This is a genomic window from Bradyrhizobium sp. Ken64 (assembly GCF_055807555.1).
Genome location: NZ_JBVVPA010000002.1, coordinates 331,186 through 353,301 on the forward strand (window position 1 = coordinate 331,186; position 22,116 = coordinate 353,301).

General features: G+C 63.4%; 17 protein-coding genes and 1 pseudogene. 7 read left to right on the plus strand and 11 right to left on the minus strand.

Going from position 1 to position 22,116, the window contains the following annotated elements; all coding sequences use genetic code 11:
• Positions 1-30: 30 nt before the first annotated feature.
• From fixL to AC0L2F_RS04720, 4 genes are all read left to right on the plus strand, one after another.
• On the plus strand, positions 31-1,548 hold the full coding sequence (gene fixL, locus AC0L2F_RS04705; RefSeq protein WP_084777322.1) for a sensor protein FixL: 1,518 nt from the start codon (positions 31-33) through the stop codon (positions 1,546-1,548).
• A gap of 3 nt (positions 1,549-1,551) precedes the next feature.
• Complete coding sequence (fixJ, locus tag AC0L2F_RS04710) at positions 1,552-2,169, plus strand: response regulator FixJ (RefSeq protein WP_007607675.1); 618 nt, start codon at positions 1,552-1,554, stop codon at positions 2,167-2,169.
• Between the two features lie 59 nt (positions 2,170-2,228).
• The gene (locus AC0L2F_RS04715; RefSeq protein ID WP_063993263.1) at positions 2,229-2,651 is read left to right on the plus strand and encodes a response regulator; all 423 of its coding nucleotides are present in this window, start codon (positions 2,229-2,231) and stop codon (positions 2,649-2,651) included.
• Between the two features lie 103 nt (positions 2,652-2,754).
• The gene (locus AC0L2F_RS04720) at positions 2,755-3,453 is read left to right on the plus strand and encodes a helix-turn-helix domain-containing protein (RefSeq protein ID WP_007607671.1); all 699 of its coding nucleotides are present in this window, start codon (positions 2,755-2,757) and stop codon (positions 3,451-3,453) included.
• 39 nt (positions 3,454-3,492) lie between these two features.
• Here AC0L2F_RS04720 and AC0L2F_RS04725 read toward each other — a convergent pair whose 3' ends face one another.
• Genes AC0L2F_RS04725 through AC0L2F_RS04740 form a run of 4 tightly spaced genes read right to left on the minus strand, consistent with a single transcriptional unit; the run spans position 3,493 to position 9,395 of the window.
• Positions 3,493-4,803 (minus strand): MFS transporter, encoded by a 1,311-nt coding sequence (locus AC0L2F_RS04725; RefSeq protein ID WP_035973900.1) that lies wholly within the window; start codon positions 4,801-4,803, stop codon positions 3,493-3,495.
• A gap of 23 nt (positions 4,804-4,826) precedes the next feature.
• Positions 4,827-5,348: a PRC-barrel domain-containing protein gene (locus AC0L2F_RS04730; protein WP_063993265.1), complete on the minus strand. Its 522-nt coding sequence runs from the start codon at positions 5,346-5,348 to the stop codon at positions 4,827-4,829.
• Between the two features lie 22 nt (positions 5,349-5,370).
• Complete coding sequence (locus tag AC0L2F_RS04735) at positions 5,371-7,575, minus strand: amylo-alpha-1,6-glucosidase (RefSeq protein ID WP_473247650.1); 2,205 nt, start codon at positions 7,573-7,575, stop codon at positions 5,371-5,373.
• Between the two features lie 56 nt (positions 7,576-7,631).
• Positions 7,632-9,395, minus strand: a complete 1,764-nt coding sequence (locus tag AC0L2F_RS04740; RefSeq protein ID WP_473247651.1) for an ABC transporter ATP-binding protein — start codon at positions 9,393-9,395, stop codon at positions 7,632-7,634.
• 277 nt (positions 9,396-9,672) lie between these two features.
• On the opposite strand from AC0L2F_RS04740, the gene AC0L2F_RS04745 reads away from it, so the two are divergent.
• Positions 9,673-10,743, plus strand: coding sequence for a glycosyltransferase family 4 protein (locus tag AC0L2F_RS04745; RefSeq protein WP_007607665.1), 1,071 nt, complete (start codon positions 9,673-9,675; stop codon positions 10,741-10,743).
• A 177-nt stretch (positions 10,744-10,920) separates the two neighbouring features.
• On the opposite strand, the gene AC0L2F_RS04750 is transcribed toward AC0L2F_RS04745, so the two are convergent.
• The 6 genes and pseudogenes from AC0L2F_RS04750 to AC0L2F_RS04775 form a co-directional block, all read right to left on the minus strand.
• Positions 10,921-12,855 (minus strand): alkyl/aryl-sulfatase, encoded by a 1,935-nt coding sequence (locus AC0L2F_RS04750; RefSeq protein WP_473247652.1) that lies wholly within the window; start codon positions 12,853-12,855, stop codon positions 10,921-10,923.
• Between the two features lie 69 nt (positions 12,856-12,924).
• Positions 12,925-14,091 (minus strand): diguanylate cyclase domain-containing protein, encoded by a 1,167-nt coding sequence (locus tag AC0L2F_RS04755; protein ID WP_473247653.1) that lies wholly within the window; start codon positions 14,089-14,091, stop codon positions 12,925-12,927.
• 120 nt (positions 14,092-14,211) lie between these two features.
• A complete protein-coding gene (locus AC0L2F_RS04760) occupies positions 14,212-15,492 on the minus strand; it encodes a TRAP transporter large permease (protein ID WP_473247804.1) in 1,281 nt (426 codons plus the stop codon).
• A 222-nt stretch (positions 15,493-15,714) separates the two neighbouring features.
• A pseudogene (locus tag AC0L2F_RS04765) lies at positions 15,715-16,272 on the minus strand (TRAP transporter small permease); the annotation flags it as partial.
• 67 nt (positions 16,273-16,339) lie between these two features.
• Entirely contained in the window at positions 16,340-17,353 is a 1,014-nt protein-coding gene (locus AC0L2F_RS04770; protein ID WP_473247654.1) for a DctP family TRAP transporter solute-binding subunit, read from the minus strand.
• Positions 17,354-17,538: 185 nt separating this feature from the next.
• Positions 17,539-18,309: a methyltransferase domain-containing protein gene (locus AC0L2F_RS04775; protein WP_473247655.1), complete on the minus strand. Its 771-nt coding sequence runs from the start codon at positions 18,307-18,309 to the stop codon at positions 17,539-17,541.
• Between the two features lie 138 nt (positions 18,310-18,447).
• Here AC0L2F_RS04775 and AC0L2F_RS04780 point away from each other — a divergent pair, with 138 nt between their 5' ends.
• Positions 18,448-19,191: an SDR family NAD(P)-dependent oxidoreductase gene (locus AC0L2F_RS04780; RefSeq protein ID WP_473247656.1), complete on the plus strand. Its 744-nt coding sequence runs from the start codon at positions 18,448-18,450 to the stop codon at positions 19,189-19,191.
• 657 nt (positions 19,192-19,848) lie between these two features.
• Positions 19,849-20,883: a UDP-3-O-(3-hydroxymyristoyl)glucosamine N-acyltransferase gene (lpxD, locus tag AC0L2F_RS04785; RefSeq protein WP_473247657.1), complete on the plus strand. Its 1,035-nt coding sequence runs from the start codon at positions 19,849-19,851 to the stop codon at positions 20,881-20,883.
• A gap of 116 nt (positions 20,884-20,999) precedes the next feature.
• Here lpxD and AC0L2F_RS04790 read toward each other — a convergent pair whose 3' ends face one another.
• Positions 21,000-21,851, minus strand: a complete 852-nt coding sequence (locus AC0L2F_RS04790) for an ABC transporter substrate-binding protein (RefSeq protein WP_473247658.1) — start codon at positions 21,849-21,851, stop codon at positions 21,000-21,002.
• Between the last annotated feature and the right edge of the window lie 265 nt (positions 21,852-22,116).

Consider the following 22,116-nt stretch of genomic DNA (forward strand, 5'->3'; position numbering starts at 1 on the left):
GGTTCCCCGCATCAGAATGGGAGTGATCGTTTGGCGCCGACCCGTGTGATTCATCCGCAAGATGACGGCCGGGGCGAACATTTCCGCGTTCGAATCGAAGGATTTGGCGTCGGGACCTGGGATCTCGATCTCAAGACACTCGAATTGGAGTGGTCGGAGACGGCGAGAATCCTGTTCGGAATCGAATCTGGCCAATCGGTGAGTTACGCGCTGTTCCTGTCCCGGCTGGAGCCCAACGACCGCGAGCGGATCGAGATCGCGATCCGGCGCGTCTCCGAACGGGGCGGCAGCTTCGACGTGTCGTTCAAGGTCACGGGGGCGTCGGGCAAAGGGCAGTGGATCCGCGCACGCGCGGGGCTGATTCGGGACGAGGCCGGCGCCGCCCGGCATCTCAGCGGCATCTTTCTTGACATTGATGAGGAGAAGCAGGTCGAGGAGGCCCTTCGCACCCGCGAGAACCACCTCCGCTCGATCCTGCAGACGATTCCCGACGCCATGATCGTCATCGACGGCCACGGCATCATCCAGCTGTTCAGCTCGGCGGCCGAGCGCCTGTTCGGCTGGGCCGAGCCGGAGGTGATCGGCCAGAACGTGCGCATCCTGATGCCGGAGCCCGACAACTCGCGTCACGACGGCTACATCGCGCGCTACCGGACAACGGGCGACCCGCACATCATCGGCATCGGCCGTATCGTGACCGGCAAGCGGCGCGACGGCACGACCTTCCCGATGCACCTGTCGATCGGCGAGATGCAGTCGGGCGGCGAGCCCTATTTCACCGGTTTCGTCCGCGATCTCACCGAGCATCAGCAAACCCAGGCGCGGCTCCAGGAACTGCAGTCCGAGCTCGTCCACGTCTCGCGGTTGAGCGCGATGGGCGAAATGGCGTCCGCGCTCGCCCACGAGCTCAACCAGCCGCTGGCAGCGATCAGCAACTACATGAAGGGGTCGCGGCGGCTGCTCGCCGGAAGCCAGGATCCGAATACACCGAAGATCGAGAGCGCGCTGGACCGCGCCGCCGAGCAGGCGCTGCGCGCCGGCCAGATCATCCGCCGCTTGCGCGACTTCGTCTCCCGCGGCGAATCCGAGAAAAGGGTCGAGAGCCTGTCCAAGCTGATCGAGGAGGCCGGCGCGCTCGGGCTCGCCGGCGCGCGCGAGCAGAACGTACAGCTCCGTTTCAGCCTCAATCCCAACGCCGATCTCGTGCTCGCCGACCGGGTGCAAATCCAGCAGGTGCTGGTCAACCTGTTCCGCAATGCGCTGGAAGCGATGGCGCAGTCGCCGCGGCGCGAGCTCGTCGTCACCAACTCTCGCGTCGCCGACGACATGATCGAGATCGAGGTCTCCGATTCCGGCTCCGGCTTCCAGGACGACGTCATGCCAAACCTGTTTCAGACTTTTTTCACCACCAAAGACACCGGCATGGGCGTGGGACTGTCCATCAGCCGCTCGATCATCGAGGCTCACGGCGGCCGGATGTGGGCCGAGAGCAACGTATCGGGTGGGGCGACATTCCGCTTCACGTTGCCGGCAGCCGACGAGAACTGATCCATGACGACCAAGGGAATCATCTACGTCATTGACGACGACGAGGCGATGCGGGATTCGCTGAATTTCCTGCTGGATTCAGCTGGCTTCGGCGTCACATTGTTCGACAACGCGCAGAGTTTTCTCGATGCCCTGCCCGGCCTCGCCTTCGGTTGCGTCGTCTCCGACGTGCGGATGCCCGGCATCGATGGGATCGAGCTTCTCAAGCGCCTGAAGGCCCAGCGCAGCCGGTTTCCGATCCTGATCATGACCGGCCATGGCGACGTGCCGCTCGCGGTCGAGGCGATGAAGCTCGGTGCCATGGATTTCCTGGAAAAGCCGTTCGAAGATGACCGCCTCGTCGCCATGATCGAATCCGCGATCCGCGAGGGCGAGCCAGCGGCCAAGAACGAGGCCATCGCCCAGGACGTCGCCGCTCGCGTCGCTTCCCTGAGCCCCAGGGAACGCCAGGTCATGGAGGGGCTGATCGCGGGCCTCTCCAACAAGCTGATCGCCCGCGAGTACGACATCAGCCCGCGGACCATCGAAGTCTACCGGGCCAATGTGATGACCAAGATGCAGGCCAACAGCCTGTCCGAGCTGGTCCGGCTAGCGATGCGCGCCGGAATGCTCAACGATTGAAGTCAACAGGAGTTGAGGCAAGTCAAAACCCTCCGCTCGCCCTGTGCTACCAGATCGGAATGATTGCGATCAGCTCCCATCCCGAGCGGCTCCAGATGTCATCACCCGCAAAGCCAACCGTCTATGTGGTCGACGATGACGCCGCTGTGCTCGGCTCGCTGAAGTTCTTGTTGGAAACCGACGGTTTTGCCGTGCGGACCTTCAGGAACGCCACGGCGCTGCTCAATGCGGCGAGCCCGTCCGGTGCAGACTGTTACGTGATCGACTACAAAATGCCCGACATCAACGGCATCGAGCTGGCCGGGCGACTGCGCCAGTCCGAGGGCGATACCCCGGTGATCCTGATCACCGGCTATCCCGACTCGAATATCTCGGCCCGGGCGGCGGCCGCGGGCGTGAATGAAGTGATTCTGAAGCCGCTTCTGGACGAAAACCTGGTCAAACGCATTCGCCACGCCATCCAGAACCGGGTCCATAGCTGACCTACGGGATTCTACGTAAGGCAACACCCTTAAGATATCTCGCGAAATTTTCGAGGCACCCGATACCGCGTACCAAGGCGTCATCACAACGGAGATGGCGCAGATGCTGACCCAGACCTTCAACACCCCGGCGATCAACACCCCGATCGGTGGCAAGATCGCACCCGCCCATCCCGTCTCCGATCAGTTCGGCGCGATCGCCGGCCATGTAGGCCTCGTGGCCACCGAGTTCTCCTACCGCAAGGAAGAGGAGATCTATGGTGAGGACGAGCCGGCTGAGTATGTCTATCAGGTCGTCACCGGCGCCGTGCGCAGCTACAAGCTTCTCTCCGACGGCCGCCGCCAGATCGGCTCCTTCCACCTTTCCGGCGATGTGTTCGGCCTCGAATCCGGCACCACGCACCGCCTTGCCGCTGAAGCTATCATCGACACCACGGTGCGCCTCGTGAAGCGCGCGAGCCTCGAGAAGGCCGCTGCCACCGACGTCCAGGTCGCCCGCAAGCTCTGGGCGATGACCGCCGGTGAGCTTCGCCACGCCGAAGACCACATGCTGCTGCTGGGCCGCAAGACCGCGATGGAGCGCGTCGCCACCTTCCTGCTCGAAATGGACCGTCGCCTCGCGGTTGCCGGCATGATGGCGCTGCCGATGTGCCGCCGCGACATCGGCGACTATCTCGGTCTCACGCTCGAGACCGTCTCGCGCGCGCTGTCGCAGCTTCACGCCCAGGGCATTCTCGGCTTCTCGGGCGCCCGCCAGATCGTGCTGCGCAACCGCGCACGCCTGCACAATCTCGACGCCTGATCTCCCCTCTCCCACCCGCTCATGGCCGGCTGAATTGGTTCAGCCGGCCATTTCTTTTGCTGCGACCATGCCCTTGCGCCGCGTCTCCGGCATCACAAGCAGAATCAGCAGAAGTCCCGTCGCCGCGACGCCGGACAGTCCGGTGAACGCCATGGCATTTCCGAATTTATCGCTGACATAGCCGCCAAGCGCGGTGCTCATCGACGCGCCGATGCCCATTGCGGTGCCGACGATGCCCTGCGCGAGGTTGAAATGGCCGCTCCCGAAGGCGACGTCGGCCACGATCAACGGGATCATCACCGCGAACACTGCCGCGGTGAGGCCGTCGAACACCTGCACCAGCACCAGCAGATACGGATCGCGCACGGTCGCGAACAGCAGACCGCGAATCGTCAGCGCCGCGAATCCGATCAGCAGCAGCGGCCTGCGGCCCCACGCTTGCGCCTTGCGCCCTACGCTCGGCGACAGCAGCGCCACGATCGCCTGCGGCACGACGATGCAAAAAGCGACGAGCACCGTCGCCCACTCGCTCGATCGCGCCGTCACCGCGCTTGCCATCAGCGGCATCATCGAGGCGTTCGCGAGCTGCAACAGGAGCACGCTGAGCGCAAAGACGATGAGCGGGCGCTGCCGGATCAGATGCCAGATATTGGTGTCGCCGCGATCCTCCGCCTCGCGCGGCATCTCGCCGTGACAGCGCGCGATGTCGACCTCATGCTCGCGGATGCGAGAGAGCGCGATCAAGGTGGGGATTGCGAGCAGGAAGGTGACCAGGAATACCGAGCGGCTCGACAGCAGATAGCCGGCCGTTCCCATCACCGCGGCCGCAACGCCGTTGCCAAGCGAAGCAAAGCGCGCGTTGCGGCCGAGACGCTCGCCGATCGCGAGCGGGCCGACCAGACCGAGGCTGATCGCCGCGATCGCCGGTCCGAGCACGCAGCTCGCTGCCGCGTGCAAGGTGGCCGCAGTCACCACCACGGGGAAGATCGGCATCGCCGCATAGGCGAGCGCGCAGCAGCCGATGGTGGCGATCGCGAGACCTGCGACCAGTCGCTCGGATTTCGCAGCATCGATAATGGCGCCGCCCGGCATCTGGCCGATCAGCGCAACGATGCCGCCGATCGACAGCACGAGGCCGATCTCGACCTGGGTCCATTTCTGGGTCGTCAGATAGACGGCGATAAACGGCCCGAATCCGGTCTGCACGTCGGCGAGGAAGAAGATGAACCAGTCGAGGCCGCGCAGGCTCTGGCGCGACGGCGCCGGAATGGCGGCAGGCGACAGCGAAACGTTGTCCTGCTCAACGCGGCCCTCGCGATCCGCATGATTCGGCTTCCTCGACAACAGCACCGGCGGCCATCCCTCCCCGCGCCTCACTGAACAGCTTGCAGCGGCTGCAGGCTGCCGGACGCGCCGAGCACCACCATCGGCGTGTCCTCCTTGTATTCCGGCGCGGCTGCGACCTGTGCCTTGGTCAATTCCAGCGTGATGCTGTCCTTCTTGTTGACGATCTTGCCGAACCGCATCGCGTTCCAGTCCACCACGATCTTGCGGCTGCCAACGCCGAGGAAGCCGCCGAAATCGATCACGGCGGCGCGCACGTGCCCGCTCCGATCGACGATGACGTCGACGATGCGGCCCATGTCCTCGTTCGCCGCGCTGAGCACGTCACGGCCAAGCACACCGTGCGCATCGCTCGCGCCGATGATCGTCACCGACGGCGGTGGCGCGGCATTCTTTGGCGTGACGGGGACCGCCGACGCCGGCGGCTGCGCCGTCGGCGGTGCATTCGCTTCGGTCGAGGGTGCGGGCGACTCCTCCGCGGCGCGTGACACGGCGAGCGTCATTCCGCAGACGATCACGACGCCCAAGGCCAACCATCCGGCGGTACGCATGCACCCTCCTTCCGGCGCGCCGCTAGCGCGCCAGCACGATCGAGACCTGGATCTGGCCACGCGTGCGCAACACCTCCAGCGCCACGTCGTCGCCATGGCGGCTGACGCGCAGGTCCACGCTGGACTCGCCCAGACGCAGATCGCGCAAGATCACCTCGTGCAGAAACACCGGCAGATGCGGATTGCGCAGCCGGATCTCGCCGCGCGCCACGTCGAACTCGATGCCCAGCGCCGCCTCCAATAGCGTGAACGCGGTTGCGCTGGCCCAGGCCTGCGGGGCGCAGGCGACCGGATAGAGCGTCGGGCCGCGCCGCTTTTCGCGCCGGAAACCGCAAAACAATTCGGGCAAGCGGCGCAGGTCCATGTAGGTCGCGGCGTCGAATAGTCCCTTGAAGACATGCGCGACCGAATGCTTGAGCCCGTAGCGCGCGAGCCCGAGCGCGATCAGCGCATTGTCGTGCGGCCAGATCGACCCGTCATGATAGGACATCGGATTGTAACGCACCTCGCCGACAGCGACGGTGCGGATGCCCCAGCCCGAGAAGAAATGCGGCCGCATCAAATCGGCGGCGACGAGGCGCGCGCGGTCCTCGCGGATCATGCCGCTGAACAGGATCTGGCCGGCGTTCGAGGTCCGCACCTTGCAAGGCCGCTTCTTGCCGTCGAGCGCAAGCGCATAGGTGCCGAGCTCCTCGCACCAGAACGCGGTCTCGAAACGCTCGGCCAGCGTCTTGGCCTCGGCCTCGAGCTTCCTGGCGAGATCAGGCTTACCCAGCCGGAGCGCGCAGCGCGCGGCGCGCCGCTTGGCGGCGAAGACGTAACCTTGCACTTCGGCAAGCGCGAGATTGCCTTCCGCAAGCTGGCCGTCGGCATGGAAGATCGCGTCGTAGGAATCCTTCCAGCCCTGGTTGGCGAGGCCCTTTTCCGTGGCGCGCTGATATTCGACGAAGCCGTCCTTGTCGGGGTCACCCGGACCGTCGATCCAGGCCAGCCCCGCCTCGATGGCCGGCCACAGCTCGGTCAATGTCTTCTCGTCGCCGGTGCGCTCGAAATAGCTTCCTGCCAGCAGGACGAACAAGGCCGTGGAATCGACGCTGCCGTAATATTGCGCGAACGGCACCTCGCGCAGCGCCGCCATCTCGCCCCCGCGCATCTCGTGCAGGATCTTGCCCGGCGCGGCATCGGCGAGCGGATCGACCGCCTTGGCCTGGAAATGAGCGAGCCGCCGCAGCACGCCCTTGGCGATCCGCGGATCGACCCACAGCATCTGTAGCGCGGTGATCAGCCCGTCGCGGCCGAACGTCGTCGAGTACCAGGGAATCCCCGCATAGGGATAGCGGCCCTGCGGCGTCTCCGTCATCAGCATGTTGAGGTCGGCCATGGCCTGGCACAGCACCTCGTTGAAGATGTTGTTGGAGGTCTCGATGCTGGCGGCGCCCATCGTCGATCGGCGCATCTCGCGGCGGTGGGCGAGCAGGCTTCTGAAAAAGCGCGCCGGCTTCTCCGCGACCGGCCGATTGCAGGACACGGCCACGAACAGGGATTTCGACTCATGAGGGTCGAGTTCGAGCTGCCAGGTCGCGGCGTTCACCGACAATTTTGTCGGGCGCGGATCGAAATGCAGGCCCGTGGTGCGCTCGGCGTCATCAAGACCGCGGTAGTCGAACAGCACGTCGGTCGGTCCCAATAGCCGGCTCGAGCCGATGCCGCGGCGCGGGCGCCGCTCGCCGCGGACTTCGAACAGATCGGCGAAATCGTTGTCGAACAGCAGCGTCAGCGCGAAAGCGGCCGGGCGGTCGCCGTGGTTCTGCACGCCGATGCGCTGATAGGCGGTGCCGCGCCACAGGAAGATCGTGCGTACGATGTGCAGCAGGTCCTTTTGCAGCACAAGGCTGCCCTGCCGGTAGATATCCGGATTGGTAAGATCGACGGTCAGGGCTGAATTGTCGTCGCGCAGGTTCGAGCCCAGCAGCAACGGCTGGAGATCGTCGAGCACGAGCTCGAGCCTCGCAAGGTAGCGCGTGTCGTGATGAAACAGGCCATCGGGACCGCCGGCCGAAGCGCCGATGTCGCCATGGCTGTCGAGCACGATAAAGGTGTCGTCGTGCTTGAGTGAACGCCGCGGCCGCGCCGACGGTCCCGTCATCGGGATATAGAAAGGCTGCTCCGCGACCTGGTCCACGGTCCGCGTCACGGAGACGAATTGGGTAACGGCTTCAGCCGACATCAGCAGCTCCCCTGCGCTTGTTTCGACACGCAACCGACTCGAACGCGACTGTTGGTTTACGCGGCGGCTTGGGCGAGCCGGCTCATTTCCTGCGTGACCAGCTCACGATAGGGCCCGTGGCCCTGCATCAGACGCTCGGGCGACCCGTCCTCGATGATCTTACCACCCCTCAACACGACCACGCGATCGAAATTGCGCAGGGTCGCGAGGCGATGCGCGATCGCGATGACCGTGCGGCCGCGCATCAGCCGCGACAACGCCTCGCGGATCGCCTCCTCGGATTCGCTGTCGAGCGCGGCGGTCGCCTCGTCCAGCAGCAGGATCGGCGCGTCCTTCAGGAAGGCGCGCGCAATCGCGATGCGCTGGCGCTGGCCGCCGGACATCTTGACGCCGCGGTCGCCGACCATGGTGTCGAGACCGCCAGGCAGGCTTTCGACGAAATCGCAGCGTGCCGCAATCGCGGCACGCAGCACCTCGTCGTCGGTCGCGTTCGGGCGGCCATAGCGGATGTTCTCGCGAATCGACCGGTGGAACAGCGAGATGTCCTGCGGCACGACCGAGATCGCCTCGCGCAGGCTCTGCTGCGTCACTTTCGAAATGTCCTGGCCGTCGATGGTGATGCTGCCCTCGTCGGTATCGTAGAAGCGCTGGAGCAGCGTGAACAGCGTCGACTTACCGCCGCCGGACTGGCCGACCAGGCCGACGCGCTGGCCGGGCTGCAGGCGCAGGCTGAAGCGTTCGAAGATCTTCTCAGCCCCGGGATAGCCGAAAGTGACATTGTTGAACGCGATCGCGGCACCGCTCTTCACCAGTGGCTCGGCCTCGGGGTGGTCGCGCAATTCATGCGGCACCAGCAGCGTGGCGATTGCCTCGGTCAGTCGGGCAACGTGCTGGGTGACGTCGACCAGCGCCACCGCGAGATCGCGCGTGGCGTTCAGAATGGAGAGACCGAGGGTGCAGACCAGCACGACGTCGCCCGTGGTCGCCCGGCCATCCTGCCAGAGCATGATCGCCCAAGCCATCAGGGCGATCGTGAGCACGACAGTGACGCCGGCATGGATAAGCCGCAGCTTCTCGAGATACCGCAGGCTGCGGCCGCGCGCGGTGAGCTCCCGGTTCACGGTCGCGTCGAACCGCTCATGCTCGTGCCCGATGCCGCAGAAGGCGCGCACCAGCGGCATGTTGCTGATGACGTCGATCATCTCGCCGTCGACGACGGCGGCCTTGTCAGCGAAATCGTCGTGCAGCGGCTTTCCCGCGGCAGCCAGGCGGAACATCGCAAGCACCATGCCGCCGGCAATCACCATCAGGCCGAGTGCCATGTAAGGGCTGACGGTTCCAATCAATGCGATGGCCGCAACCGTTGCGATGCACGGTGGCAACACATTCCAGACGAACATGTTTTCGACCGTGAACACCGCATTGGACGTCGCCGTGATGCGGCTGGTCAGCATGCCGGGCATCCGGTCGGAGAAGTAGCTCGGCGCGTGGCCGGTCAGATGACGAAATATGTCACGGCGTAAATCACCCGTGACACGCACGAAGGTGAAGCTGGCCGTCCAGCTCGCGATCCGCCAAAGGAAATTGTCGGCGGCGATCAGCGTCATGAGGAAAATGAATGCCAGCCATACGTTCCCACCATGCGAAGCGCCGGCCGACAAGCTGTCGACGAGGGATTTGACGCCATATTGCGTGCCTACGGAGCAGGCAACGGCCGCCACGACCGTGGTCAGGATCACGAGATGCGACGCGAGGCGACGCCGAAGATAGCGCAAAACAAAAGCAAACGGCCGGTGCGCATACCCAGAAAGATGATCCATGTGACTATTGACCCCGTCGTGATGTTTTCAATTTTTCTGTTAGCCGACTGAACATCGACTACTTCGCCTCGGTTCCCGGGCACACTCATCACGACATGCGGATGCGGGCGTTCTGCGAAGTTGTGATGGCAGCATCGCGACGAGCATCCGACGTGTCGAATAAGTAACGTTCTGAAGAAGGAACTTCGCAAGTGCGGGAACGTTCCCTTGATTGGCGTGCCGGTGCTGAACAGGCGGGGGCTTTCTACAATCATGATCGCACAGAGGAGATGGTGAGATGCGCATTGCGCAGGTAGCTCCGTTGACGGAAGCTGTTCCACCCAAGCTGTATGGCGGCACCGAGCGGGTGGTGCATTGGTTGACGGAAGAGCTGGTGGCCCTTGGGCACGATGTGACGCTGTTCGCCAGCGGCGACTCGCAAACCTCGGCAAAGCTGGATGCGCTGTGGCCGCGGGCGCTCCGCCTCGACGGTTCCGTGCGCGATCCCAATGCTCTGCATATGGTGATGCTGGAGCGGGTGCGGCAGAAATGTGACGACGAGGAGTTCGACTTCCTTCACTTCCATCTCGATTATTATCCGTGGTCGCTGTTCTACCGGCAGCCGACACCGTTCCTGACCACGCTGCACGGCCGGCTCGACCTGCCGGAGCATCAACCGGTCTTCAACACCTTCTCGAAGGTCCCCGTCATCTCGATCTCGAACGCGCAGCGCCGGCCGGTGCCGCAGGCGAACTGGGTGAGGACGATCCACCACGGCCTGCCGGAGAACCTGCTGACGCCGAAGCCGGCGAAACAGGAATACCTCGCCGTGCTCGGCCGCATCGCGCCGGAAAAGGGCGTCGACCGCGCCATCAAGATCGCGACGCATTGCGGCATTCCGCTCAAGATCGCCGCCAAGGTCGATCGTGCCGACCAGGATTACTATGACGAGCTGATCCGGCCGATGATCGAGAACAATCCGCTTGTGGAATTCATCGGCGAGATCAGCGATCACGAGAAGGCGGACTTTTTGAGCGGCGCGCTTGGCTTGTTGCTGCCGATCGACTGGCCGGAGCCGTTTGGCCTGGTGATGATCGAGGCCATGGCTTGCGGAACGCCGGTCATCGCCTTCAACCGCGGCTCGGTGCCGGAGATCATCGACGAGGGCCTCACCGGCTTCGTCGTCGAGGACGTCCTCAGCGCAGCCGGCGTCGTCGGCCGCCTGCAGCAACTCGACCGCTCCGTTATCCGCAAGCAGTTCGAGACGCGCTTCACGGCGCGGCGGATGGCGCTGGATTATCTCGCGGCCTATCGCAGCCTCGGCGAGGAACAGGCGCCGCGGATCAAGCTGGTGAGCAGCGCGGAGTAGCAGTAGCGGGCGGCCATCCCATCGCGACCGTCATGGCCGGGCATGTCCCGGCCATCGACATTTGCGCCATGCTCCATCAACACGTCATTGCGAGCGTAGCGAAGCAATCCAGACTGCCTCTCCGGAAAGACTCTGGATTGCTTCGCTACGCTCGCAATGACGGAAGAATGCGCTGCCCTACCTCACCACCGCCCGCTTCGGCTCGACGATCTCGAACATGCGCGGGAATTCGTCCATCAGGCCCATCAGCTCGGCGAGGCGCATCGGGTTGCCGGCGAATTTGACCTTGCCGGCGGCCACCGCCTCCGGGAAGCTGGTCAGTTTGGCGATCACCTCGTCGAGCGTCGACCGCGCGAGCGTGAAGCTGGCATCGGCATTGTCAGCCTGCACGCCCTCTGTGTAGGTCAGCGCACAGTTCTCCAGATTGAGCACGAAGCTCTCACCGGTGTCAGAAAAATCCCAGTTCAGCACGATGTGCTTTCCTTCCGCCTTGGGTCCGTTGAGGCGGATGCCGAGCACGTCCCAGAGCTGTGAGGTGCGCAGCGCCGCCAGCGTCTCGCGCGGCATCGGCGGGCGTGCCGGCACCTTCGGCATGCCCTGGCGCAATTCCTGCGCGCCGAACAGATAAGCATTGCGCCAGGTCGCGCTTTCTGCGGCGTAGCCGAGCTGCTCCAGCGTATCCGCCAGCAACGCACGCGCCGCCTGATTGTCCGGCTCGGCAAAGACGAGATGGCCAAGCGCCTGCGCCACGAAGCGGAATTCGCCCTTGTCGAAATCGACACGCGCCCGCGCGAGGATGGCGCCAGCGCCGCCCATGTACTCGACATATTTCTTGCCCGACGCCACCGGGGGCAGCGGATCGAGATTGACCGGATTGGCGTCGTACCAGCCCAGATATTTTTGATAGATCGCCTTCACGTTATGCCGGATGTGGCCGTAATAGCCGCGGCCGTGCCAGGCGCCCTCCAGGCTCTTGGGCAGCTGGATCGTTTCGGCGATCTCGGCTGCGGTGAGGCCGTGGTTCATCAGGCGGATGGTCTGGTCATGCGCGAACTTATAGAGGTCGCGCTGCTGCCGGATCATCGTGCCGATGCGTTCGCGTCCCCACACCGGCCAGTGATGCTGGCCGCACATCGCCTCCGCCTTGCCGTCCCAGAGTTGCAGGGCCTCGCCCAGATATTTCGACCAGGCCAGCGCGTCGCGCACGTCGGCGCCGCGGAACGGCAGCAGATTGTGGAAATTGTGGGTGCAGTTTTCGGCGAGGTTCAACAGCTTGTAGCGCGGGACGAAGAAATGCATCTCCGCCGGCGCTTCGCTGTTCGGCGCCATCTGAAATTCGAACGCGACGCCGTCGATCACGCGCCTGTCGCCGGTCGCCATGATCAAATCGGTCGGCCGCAGCAGCGCCACCGAACCTGCCGCCATCGACTTGCCGAGGCCGCAATCGACCTGCCCGCGCGCGCCCTTGGCGAGGAGCGGCCCGAACTGGTACTGCGCCCGGCGCAGCATCGCAGGTCCCGCGATGATGTTCTCGGAGACGGCATGCTCCATGAACAAGTTCGGCGCGATGATCGGCACGCGGCCGCTCGCGAGCGCATCCTCCTCCAGCACGCCGCGCGCGCCGCCCCAATGGTCGGTGTGGGTATGGGTGAAGATCACGGCCGCGACCGGTCGCTGGCCGCGATGCTCGTAGTAGAGATCGAGCGCGGCGCGCGCGCCCTCGATCGAGGTCAGGGTGTCGACGACGATGACGCCGCTGTCGCCTTCGATCAGCGTCATGTTGGCGATGTCGAGCCCGCGCACCTGGTAGATTCCGGGCACGACCTCGAACAGGCCGTGCTGCATGTTGAGCCGGGACTGCCGCCACAGGCTCGGATTGACCGTGGCCGGCGCCTGCTCGGCGGCGAGAAAGCCGTAAGGCTCGAGGCTCCAGACCGTCCGCCCTTGTGGATTGGTGATCTCCGCGTTCTCGATCGTGCCGAGGAAGCCGCGCGCGGCGTCGTCGAAATCCCGCGTGTCGGAAAACGGCAGCGCATTCAGCATCGCCGTTTGCTGCGCGATGACGGACGGCGTTGCGCCCTTCGGCGCGTCGCTGGCTTCAATGCTGCTCATAAGGCCCTCCCCGGCTCGTCGCTCTTGGGAGGCATCTAACCGCATCTCGATTGCGGTTCCAACAGGTCCTTACGCAGCCAAACCTCCAGTCACCGGCTTGCCGGAGGCGCGCATCTCCGCCATCCGCAGCTCCCGCGCCAGCACGTAGCCGCCCCCGTCCTGCTTGGCGCGGTACATCGCCCGGTCGGAGCGCGATAACAGCCCCTCCACCGTGCGCCCATCCTGCGGCGCGACGGCAACACCGACACTGACGCCGAGCCCGATCACCTGCCCGTCGACATCATAGGGCGCGCTGATCGATTGCACGATCCGCCGTGCCATCGCTTCCGCATCGGCCGCCGCGCGCTGCACCAGGATGAACTCGTCGCCGCCCATCCGGACCACGAGATCATCAGCTGCGGCAAGCGCCTTGAGCCGTCCGGCCACCTGCTTGAGCAGCGCGTCGCCGACGGGATGGCCGAAGCGGTCATTGGCCTCCTTGAAGCGGTCGAGATCGAGCGCGTGGACCGCGATCATGCCGGAATTTCCGTTCGCCAGCATCCGCGGCAGATCCTCCGCCAGCACCGAGCGGTTAGAGACGCCGGTCATCGAGTCCGAGCGCGCGAGCTGCTCGAACTGTCGTTTGAGCGTGATCTGGCTGATCGAGGCATTGAAGCTCAGCCGCACCATCTCGAAGCTCGCGGCCACATACATCAGGATGAGGAGCCCGAGCCCGACATGCCGCAAATCGGGCTGCATCAACGTCACGATCGCAGCAGGCGCGGCGATCGCGACGAGATCGAGCAGCGCTGCGACTGGACGTAGCGCCAGCCGCGCCACCACGCCGGCACCGAAGCCGAAACCAATGCCGACCGCCATCACGCAGCAGAGCGCATCGCCCAGCACGATGCTGCGCGCCGCAAACACGCCGAGCACCAAGGCCGTCATGACGGTGCCGGCAATGTACCGCCGTTCCCAGCGCGCGGCCTCGGCCCGATCGAGCTGCGGCGGCTGCGTGAGGCGACGGCGGAACGCAGCGATTTCAAACAGACGGATGATGGCCACCACGACACCGGCGACCGTAAGGGCTGCCGTTACCGCGTCACCGGTCTCGTAGGTTGTGATCGCGCCGACCATCACCTGGCAGACGGCGGCGAGAATAGTGGGCACCGTCGTGCCGTGCAGCCCCGTGATCACTTCCATGTAGACGGCGTCGGAAATCGACGCCCGTCCGGATTCCATTCTGTTGAACAACATGCCAGCCCCATCCGCTGGAACGGTTCTACCGCACATCCGTAAAAATGCGTGCACCGCACAGTGGTGGCATTTGAGCGAGCGGATTTACCTCGCGTTAGCCATGCGTCGCCCGGCGCTCGGTTACATCCCCAGCAGCCTCGGCAACCACAGCGACAGGCCCGGCCAATATGTCACGACCACGAGGAATCCCAGCATCGTCAGCAGCCATGGCCACACCGCGACCGTGAGCTCGGTGATGCCCATCTTGGCGATGCCTGAGGCGACGTAGAGATTGAGGCCGACCGGCGGATGGCACAGCCCGACCTCCATGTTGACCGTCATCAGGATGCCGAAATGGATCGGATCGATGCCGAGCTTGATCGCAACCGGAAACAGGATCGGCGCCATGATCAGGATGATCGAGGACGGCTCCATCACGTTGCCCGCCACCAGCAGCAGGAGATTGACGAGGAGGAGGAAGCCGATCCAGCCGAGGCCCTGGTCGATCATCCATTGCGCCAGCGCTTGCGGCACGTTCTCGTAGGTCATCAGGAACGAGAACAAGACTGCGTTGGTGATGATGTAGAGCAGCATCGCCGAAAGATTTGCCGACGACAGCAGCACGCGCGGCACGTCTCGCAGCTTCAGATCCTTGTAGATGAACACTGCGACGATGAAGGCGTACACCGCGCTGACGGCGGCAGCTTCGGTCGGTGTGAACAGGCCGCTGTAGATGCCGCCGATCACGATCACGATCAGCAGGATACCCCAGATCGACTTGCGGAACGCATCGAAGCGTTCGTAGAAGGTTGCTTTCGGCATCCTCGGATAGTCGTTACGCCAGGCCCGATAGAACGTCGTGGCGCCGAGCAGCATGGCGAGCACCATTCCCGGCACGATGCCGGCGATGAACAGCTTGCCGACGGAGGTGTTGGTGGAGACGGCAAAAAGCACCATCGGAATCGAGGGTGGAATGAGAATTCCCAGCGAGCCCGAGGTCGTGATCACGCCCGCCCCGAACCTCTTCGGAAATCCCTGCGCGACCATTGCGGGCAGGATCACCGATCCGATCGCCACCACGGTGGCCGGCGACGAGCCGGAAATCGCGGCGAACAGCGCGCAGGCGACGACGCCCGAGAGCGCGAGGCCGCCGTACCAATGCCCGACCAGCGAAGTCGCGAACGCGATCATCCGGCGCGCCACCCCGCCATGGGTCAGGAAGTTGCCGGCAAGGATGAAGAACGGGATCGCCATGATCTCGAAGCTCTCGATGCCGGTGAACAGCTTCAGCGCCACCGATTCCGTTCGCACGTCGGTCAGCGTGAACATGAAGCTGAGCACGGTCAGGCCGAGCGCGATCGAGATTGGCATGCCCGTGAGCATCAACGACAGCAGAAGGCCGAAAACGACGGCGACACGCATGCCCTGCGGCAGCGTGATCACGTGCGCTGAATGGGCGAAGCACACGGCCACGATCAGGACCGGCAACAACATCAGGACCCAGCCGAGCGGGCTGCGCTCGTCGCGGATGACCTGACTACGCGTGACCGGGGCCGGATGGACCGGGTCTACTTCCACGCCCTCGACGCCGGCCACGTCGTGATGCGGCAGCTCGCCGGTGTGATAGAACGACCAGGCGACTTGCAGAAAGCGGAAGCACATCAGCCCGGAGCCGAGCGGGATGGTGAGATACACCAGCCACATCGGTGCTTCCAGATCGTTGGATTGCTGGCCGGTCTGCCACATCTGGCCGACGAACGCGGCCCCGAAATAGCACACGATCGCAGTGAAAAGAGCGCCGCACATCAGGCCGAACGTGATGACGCGGCGGCGCGATCCGCCGGGAAGGATGTTGACCAGGACGTCGACGCCGACATGAATGCCAGTGCGCACCCCGTAGGCCGCACCGAACTTCGCCATCCAGATGAACATGTAGATGCAGAGTTCCTGCGCCCAGGACAGGTCGAGAGCGGCGAGCCAGACGAACGCGGCTCGCATGGGGACGGCCAGGAAGGCCAGATTACGGGCCTCCGCCCATTTGGCGATGTCGATCGACAGCCCGGCGCCGTACCGGTGCAGCACGGCAACGAAGATGAGCGATGTCGCGGCCGCGATCATCGTCGCGATCAGCCATTCCTCGAGATGATTGAGCACACGATTCAATGCACGCAGCAACTTGGTCCCCTCAGCTTGGCTCATCATTCAAGAGCAACGGCCGGGAGTGCGATCACTCCCGACCGTTCATGGTTGTTCTCAAAGCGCGCCGGCGTCAGTTCATCTTGACGTCGAGTTCCTTGGCGACGAGATCAAGCACCTCCTGCCCAACCCGCCCCTTTGCCCATTTGTAGGTCGGCTGCATCGCTTCCTGCCACGCCTTGCGATCGGCATCCGTCAGATAATGCAGCGTGGTCTTGCCTGTCTTCTTGATCTCGGCCAGCGCGTCTTCGTTCTCCTGGTGCGCGATCTTGTTGGTGTAGTCGGTCGCCTCGTTCATCGCCTTCTCGAGCTGGGCGCGGATATCCGGCGGCAGGCCGGACCAGAATTTCGAATTGACGATGACAGCATATTGCAGGTGCGCGTGATAGGACACCGTGATGTCCTTCTGCACCTCGTAGAACTTCTGCGTCAGGTAGTTGGACGCGGTGTTCTCGCAGCCGTCGACCACGCCCGTCTGCAAAGCCTGGTAGACTTCGGAAAACGCCATGATCTGGGGGATCGAGCCCATGATCCGGAGATATTGGTCGGCGACCTTCGATCCGGAGATGCGGAATTTGAGACCCTGGAAATCGGCGGGCTTCATCAGGGGACGGTTGGCGGAGAGCATGTGGAAGCCGTTGTCCCAATAAGCGAGCCCGGTGATGCCCTTGGTCTCGAGCCTCTCGAACAGCCACTTGCCGATCGTGCCCTTCATCGCGTTCGAATAGGTCTGGTCGTCCTTGAACAGCCAGGGCAGGTCGAGCGCCTCGAATTCCTTGATACCGAGCGGTGCGAACTTCGCGGTGGAGGGGGCGAGCATCTGCACCGAGCCGAGCTGCAGCGCCTCGATCTCCTCCTTGTCCTTGTACAGCGTGGAGTTCGGGTAGATTTCAACCTTGACCTTGCCGTCGGTGTACTTCTCCGCGAGCTCCTTGAACTTCAGGGCGCCCTTGCCCTTGGGAGTGTCGTTGGCGACGACGTGGCTGAATTTGATGATGATCGGGCTCTGGGCCTGGGCCAAGACAGGAGACAAGACAGGCACCACGAGAATGGCCGCGGCGGCGACCGCAAGAAGCAGCTTGCGCATGAACGAACCTCCCAACAACCTCTAAAACCGGGTCTTTTTTGTTTTCCGATTTCAGTAGTGACAGCAATCCGCCACCCGAACAACTAGACCTAAGCCCAATTTGCCGCAGCCAGGCTATCTTGCGCAACCCGGCTCCCGCTGCCGTTCCCGGAAGCGAGCGCTTATGTCGCATTGCGGCAGTGCGATCAGCCGTTGCGCTGGGCGACCATGAACAGACGCCGGAACGGAAACAGCGTCTGTCCCGCGGCGTTCTTCGGATAGGCTTTCGCGACCCGCATCCCATAGGCGGCTTCGAATGCCGCCTTCTCGTCGCCCTGCAAGATGTCGAGATAGCGCGTCAGCCAGGTCCCCTTGGTCCACTCCTTCACGGGGTTCTCGCCTTCCAGCACCTGCAGATATTCGGTCTCCCAGATGTCGATATTGGCCGACATCGGAGCAAGAAGACCGTGATAATAGGCCGGCGTTTCGACCGGCGGCGGCGTGACGAGATGCTCGACCTTGGACCGCCAGGGACCGTTCAGCGCGGTCTCGCCGATCAGCACATGCGAGGGCGCAAGAAAGTTGCGCGGCATCTGCACCGCGAGGATCCCGCCGGGCGTCACCTTCTCCATGATCGATGGAAACAGTGCCGCATGATTGGGCAGCCAGTGCAGCGCGGCATTGGAATAGACGACGTCATATTGCTTCGTCGGGCGCCAACGGCCGAGGTCCTCGTGGGACCATTCCACGTCCGGCGCCGCCTTGCGGCCGGCGGCAACCATCTCGGCTGAGCCCTCGACACCGGCCACCGTCGCGTCCGGCCAACGCTCCTTGATCAGCCTGGTGACGTTGCCGGCGCCGGCGCCGAGATCGGCAACCGCACGCGGACCAGAATCCGGAATCCGCATCAAGAGGTCGACGGCGGGCCGAAGCCGGTGGCCGGAGAACTTTAGATATTGCTGCGGATCCCACACCATCGCTCGGCGCCTTTTCTTTTTCGTGTTTCCTTCAACGCGGCTCTTGGTTACCACTGCTCGTCCCGTTCAGGCAATTCGCAAGCCGGCGGGACGGGGCAGGAAACGAACAGCAAAAAACAAACAAGAGGGCGTGTCACCATGGATCTCGGGCTCAAATCGAAAACCGCCGTCGTCACCGGAGCGAGCGTCGGCATCGGCCGTGCCATCGCGAAGGGCTTGGCTGCCGAAGGCGTGCGCGTCGTCGGCGTGGCACGGCGCACCGACCTGCTCGCCGGGCTGGTGACGGAAGTCGGCTCCGGCCTGATCACGCCGTTCGAGCAGGACGTGATGGCCAAGGACGCGGCGGAGAACATTTCGGCCTTCGCGCTCAGAGAACTCGGCCATGTCGACATCCTCATCAACAACGCCGGCGGCAGCCGCCCCCTCCCCGTCGATGCGCCCGACAGCCAATGGGACGAGGCGATCGCGCTGAATTTCACCAGCTACCGCCGCATCGCGCATGCGCTGCTGCCGCAGATGATCGAACGCAAATGGGGCCGCATCGTCAACATCACCGGCAAGTCCGAGCCGGAAGGCCTCAACGCCGCGTTCGCCGCCAAAGCCGCCGTGCACGCCTGGGCCAAGGGCCTGTCGCGCGAGATCGGCGAGCACGGCATCACCATCAATTGCATCCCGCCCGGCCGCATCATGAGCGAACAGATCCGCCGCAACTACGCGCCTGATTATCGCGAGCGCTTCGCGGAAGAAGAGATTCCTGTCGGATATTGGGGCGAGCCGGAAGACCTTGCGGCGTTGGCGGTGTTTCTGGCGTCACCCGTGGCGCGCTACATCACGGGCACCGTGATCCCGGTGGACGGGGGGCTCAGGAGGTATCAGTTCTGAGGCTATCATCCCTGGCGTCCATCAGTCCCGGAGGCGGGTCCTTTCCGGACTGTCTTCAGGAGGAGCGGAAAGTGCCAGTTCGCCCTGACGAACTGGCGAAGGACACCAGCAGAGCGGTGACGAACCGCCCGCAATCATCTCCATACCTCCAAAAGGATTTGACCGCCTGCCCGATGGCAGCCTTGCAATCGTGCGGCGCGAGGTCCTTCCAGACGGGATAGTTGCCGTTTAGCGTCGTTAGCCTAGCCGAAAACAACGTAAGCCATCGCTAGCGGGCCCGCGATCAATGCCGTCCTGATGAATCTTGGTCCTTTATGGACAGCGATGGCGCCTTATCGCCATCGAGTTGGCCCACATGCAGCATTGTCGGGTTCTTTCGAGGCCCCGCAACGGATGGTCCTTGACCATTGATCTAAATCAACCGACGACAGGTTGGTTCGTTCTCCTCTCAAAAGAATCGCTGGTCATCGTAATCGTACCGAAATCGAGCGATCGAGCTTCAATTGGAGAAAGGATGAAGCAGACTTGGTACGTAACCTTTGAATTGCCCTTACGGAGCTTTTCAAGGTTGGACGCAAGACCAACAAGAACGGCGATTCAGGTTGCAGCGATATCGCCTCACCCTATTCGCAATCGTTCCGCAATGGGGGTGGGGATATGCGAGACGGCAAGTTCTTCGATAGCCCCGCAGGCTTGACGGTAGCCAGAATTATCTCGCTAACCGGCGCCGAATGTCACGACGCGACACGACTTTCACATCTGATTACAAACGTTGCGCCACTTGAACTCGCCGGGCCGAATGACCTCGTTTTTATCGAAAGCGGCAAGTACGCCGACGCGCTGACTACAACGCGCGCGGGGGCCTGCCTGATGCTTCATCGCTTCGAAAACTGCGCCCCAAGTACTCTCATCTCGCTGCTTGCGAAGCAGCCCTACCAAGCATTTGTCGACGTCCATAGCGAACTTTACCCCCGATCTCTTCGGCCCACCTCCGTTTACGAAGCCAGCGATATAGCTTCCGGCTCGACGATCCATCCAACTGCGCGCCTTGCTGACGGAATCACGGTTGATCCGGGAGCCGTGATCGGACCCCGAGCTGAGATTGGAGCGGGAAGCATCATCTCCGCCACGGCCGTGATCGGCCCGGATGTTCTGATAGGCCGCAACTGCACGATTGGCGCGGGCTGTTCGATTACACATACGCTCATGGGCGAGCGCGTCGTAATCCATCCGGGTTCCCATATTGGGCAGGACGGTTTTGGCTATGTCGCCGGTGTCCGATGGCAAAAAGTCCCGCAGACCGGGCGAGTCATTATCCATGACGACGTAGAGATCGGAGCCGGCACGACGATCGATCGGGGCGGTATAAGAGACACGATCATCGGAGAAGCTACAAAGATCGACAATCTCTGTCAGATCGGTCACAACGTAGTCATTGGCCGCAATTGTATCATCGTCGCACAATCGGGTCTTAGTGGCAGCGTTACGATTGAAGATTTTGTCGTCCTTGGTGGCAGAGTTGCGATTGCTCCTCACGTCACGATAGGCAAGGGTGCAAGGGTGGCGGGGGGCTCGGGAGTTATGACCAACGTTCCCCGGGGAACGACCTGGGGTGGCTATCCAGCCCGGCCTAGAATGCAATGGATGCGGCAACTCGCTACGCTGGCTCGACTTACGAAATCGGGCATATAGCTGCCGCCACCCCGAAGCCTCCATAAAAAACACGCAAGGCCCCGCAGGGCGACCTCATCCCAGCGGCAAGTTCTCCGCGATCGCGGAGAACGAGGCTACTGCAGAGGTTGGCGCTGTTATTCGATCACGTCATCCGCGCGCACCAGCAACGACGGAGGTATCTCCACGCCGAGCGCCTTTGCGGTCTTGTGGTTGATAACCGTCTTGAACTGCGTCGGCTGCTCGATGGGAATCTCGGCGGGGCTGGCACCCTTCAAGATCTTGTCGACGAAAACAGCCGCGTGGCGGAACATTGCGGTGAAGTCCACCCCGTAACCCATCAGGGCGGCCCCCCGGGAGGCGACAATGGGTGCGGCGACCGATGGCACGCGGCACTTGTCCACGATCGCGGCGACCACGGACGTGTTGGTGACGAACGCGTTTGCGTCCGTGATCACGAGGCCGTCCATAGGGTTAGAGCCGACGAGTGACAGCGCGCTTTCGAGATCGCCGGGGACGTCGACCTCGATAGGTAGCAGCTCCATCTTCAACGCCTGCGCTGCGTTCCTCATGGTGCTCATTGTAGCGTTGTTCAGTGGATTTCCTCGCTGCATGAGCACCCCTACGCGTCTCGTCGAGAGAGCCAGGCCTGCGAGAATCTCCAAGCGCTTTGCAGCCAGTTCTGTCAGGAAAAAGGTCTGTCCCGTGATGTTGCCGCCAGGATGAGCCATGCTGGCTGCAAGGCCTATGGTCACCAGATCGGGGCCCACGATCATCACCGTCGGGATTTTTGCCGTTGCGTTGTGAGCGGCAAGAATCCCGGGAAATGTGGCTGTGACGAGAACGTCAATATCAAGAGCGACGAGTTCGTGCGCAAGCGCCGGCAGCCTTGCGTCGTCGCCACCGGCGTCGCGATATTCGACATGAACGTTCACGCCGTCAACCCAGCCGAGATCGCCGAGCCCCTTGAGGAATGCGTCTACTTCCAAATTCCGCGGTGGCGGGAGGAGAAGGCCAATTCGAGGTCTTCGCTTCGCTTGCTGTGCTCGCGCTGCCAGAGGCAACGCAGACGCCACACCAACCAGAGTCAGGAATTCTCGTCGTTTCATTACCAATCCAATCTCATACACCCCGGCTGAGAACAGCCAGTGCTCTACGTTGCTCCAAGCGAACTGACGACCGGATCGGGGCAAAGGCGGCAGTCTGCACCGGAGCGATGACTTCTGCTCTCCCCAGACTCGGGACCTGCCGTGC

Excerpts from the sequence above, each read along its gene's own strand:
- fixJ (WP_007607675.1), top strand. The coding sequence starts at position 1,552 with ATGACGACCAAGGGAATCATCTACGTCATTGACGACGACGAGGCGATG.
- AC0L2F_RS04715 (WP_063993263.1), top strand. The coding sequence starts at position 2,229 with ATGATTGCGATCAGCTCCCATCCCGAGCGGCTCCAGATGTCATCACCC.
- AC0L2F_RS04720 (WP_007607671.1), top strand. The coding sequence starts at position 2,755 with ATGCTGACCCAGACCTTCAACACCCCGGCGATCAACACCCCGATCGGT.
- AC0L2F_RS04730 (WP_063993265.1), bottom strand. The coding sequence starts at position 5,348 with ATGCGTACCGCCGGATGGTTGGCCTTGGGCGTCGTGATCGTCTGCGGA.
- AC0L2F_RS04735 (WP_473247650.1), bottom strand. The coding sequence starts at position 7,575 with ATGTCGGCTGAAGCCGTTACCCAATTCGTCTCCGTGACGCGGACCGTG.
- AC0L2F_RS04740 (WP_473247651.1), bottom strand. The coding sequence starts at position 9,395 with ATGGATCATCTTTCTGGGTATGCGCACCGGCCGTTTGCTTTTGTTTTG.
- AC0L2F_RS04745 (WP_007607665.1), top strand. The coding sequence starts at position 9,673 with ATGCGCATTGCGCAGGTAGCTCCGTTGACGGAAGCTGTTCCACCCAAG.
- AC0L2F_RS04750 (WP_473247652.1), bottom strand. The coding sequence starts at position 12,855 with ATGAGCAGCATTGAAGCCAGCGACGCGCCGAAGGGCGCAACGCCGTCC.
- AC0L2F_RS04755 (WP_473247653.1), bottom strand. The coding sequence starts at position 14,091 with ATGTTGTTCAACAGAATGGAATCCGGACGGGCGTCGATTTCCGACGCC.
- AC0L2F_RS04760 (WP_473247804.1), bottom strand. The coding sequence starts at position 15,492 with ATGCGTGTCGCCGTCGTTTTCGGCCTTCTGCTGTCGTTGATGCTCACG.
- AC0L2F_RS04770 (WP_473247654.1), bottom strand. The coding sequence starts at position 17,353 with ATGCGCAAGCTGCTTCTTGCGGTCGCCGCCGCGGCCATTCTCGTGGTG.
- AC0L2F_RS04775 (WP_473247655.1), bottom strand. The coding sequence starts at position 18,309 with ATGGTGTGGGATCCGCAGCAATATCTAAAGTTCTCCGGCCACCGGCTT.
- AC0L2F_RS04780 (WP_473247656.1), top strand. The coding sequence starts at position 18,448 with ATGGATCTCGGGCTCAAATCGAAAACCGCCGTCGTCACCGGAGCGAGC.
- lpxD (WP_473247657.1), top strand. The coding sequence starts at position 19,849 with ATGCGAGACGGCAAGTTCTTCGATAGCCCCGCAGGCTTGACGGTAGCC.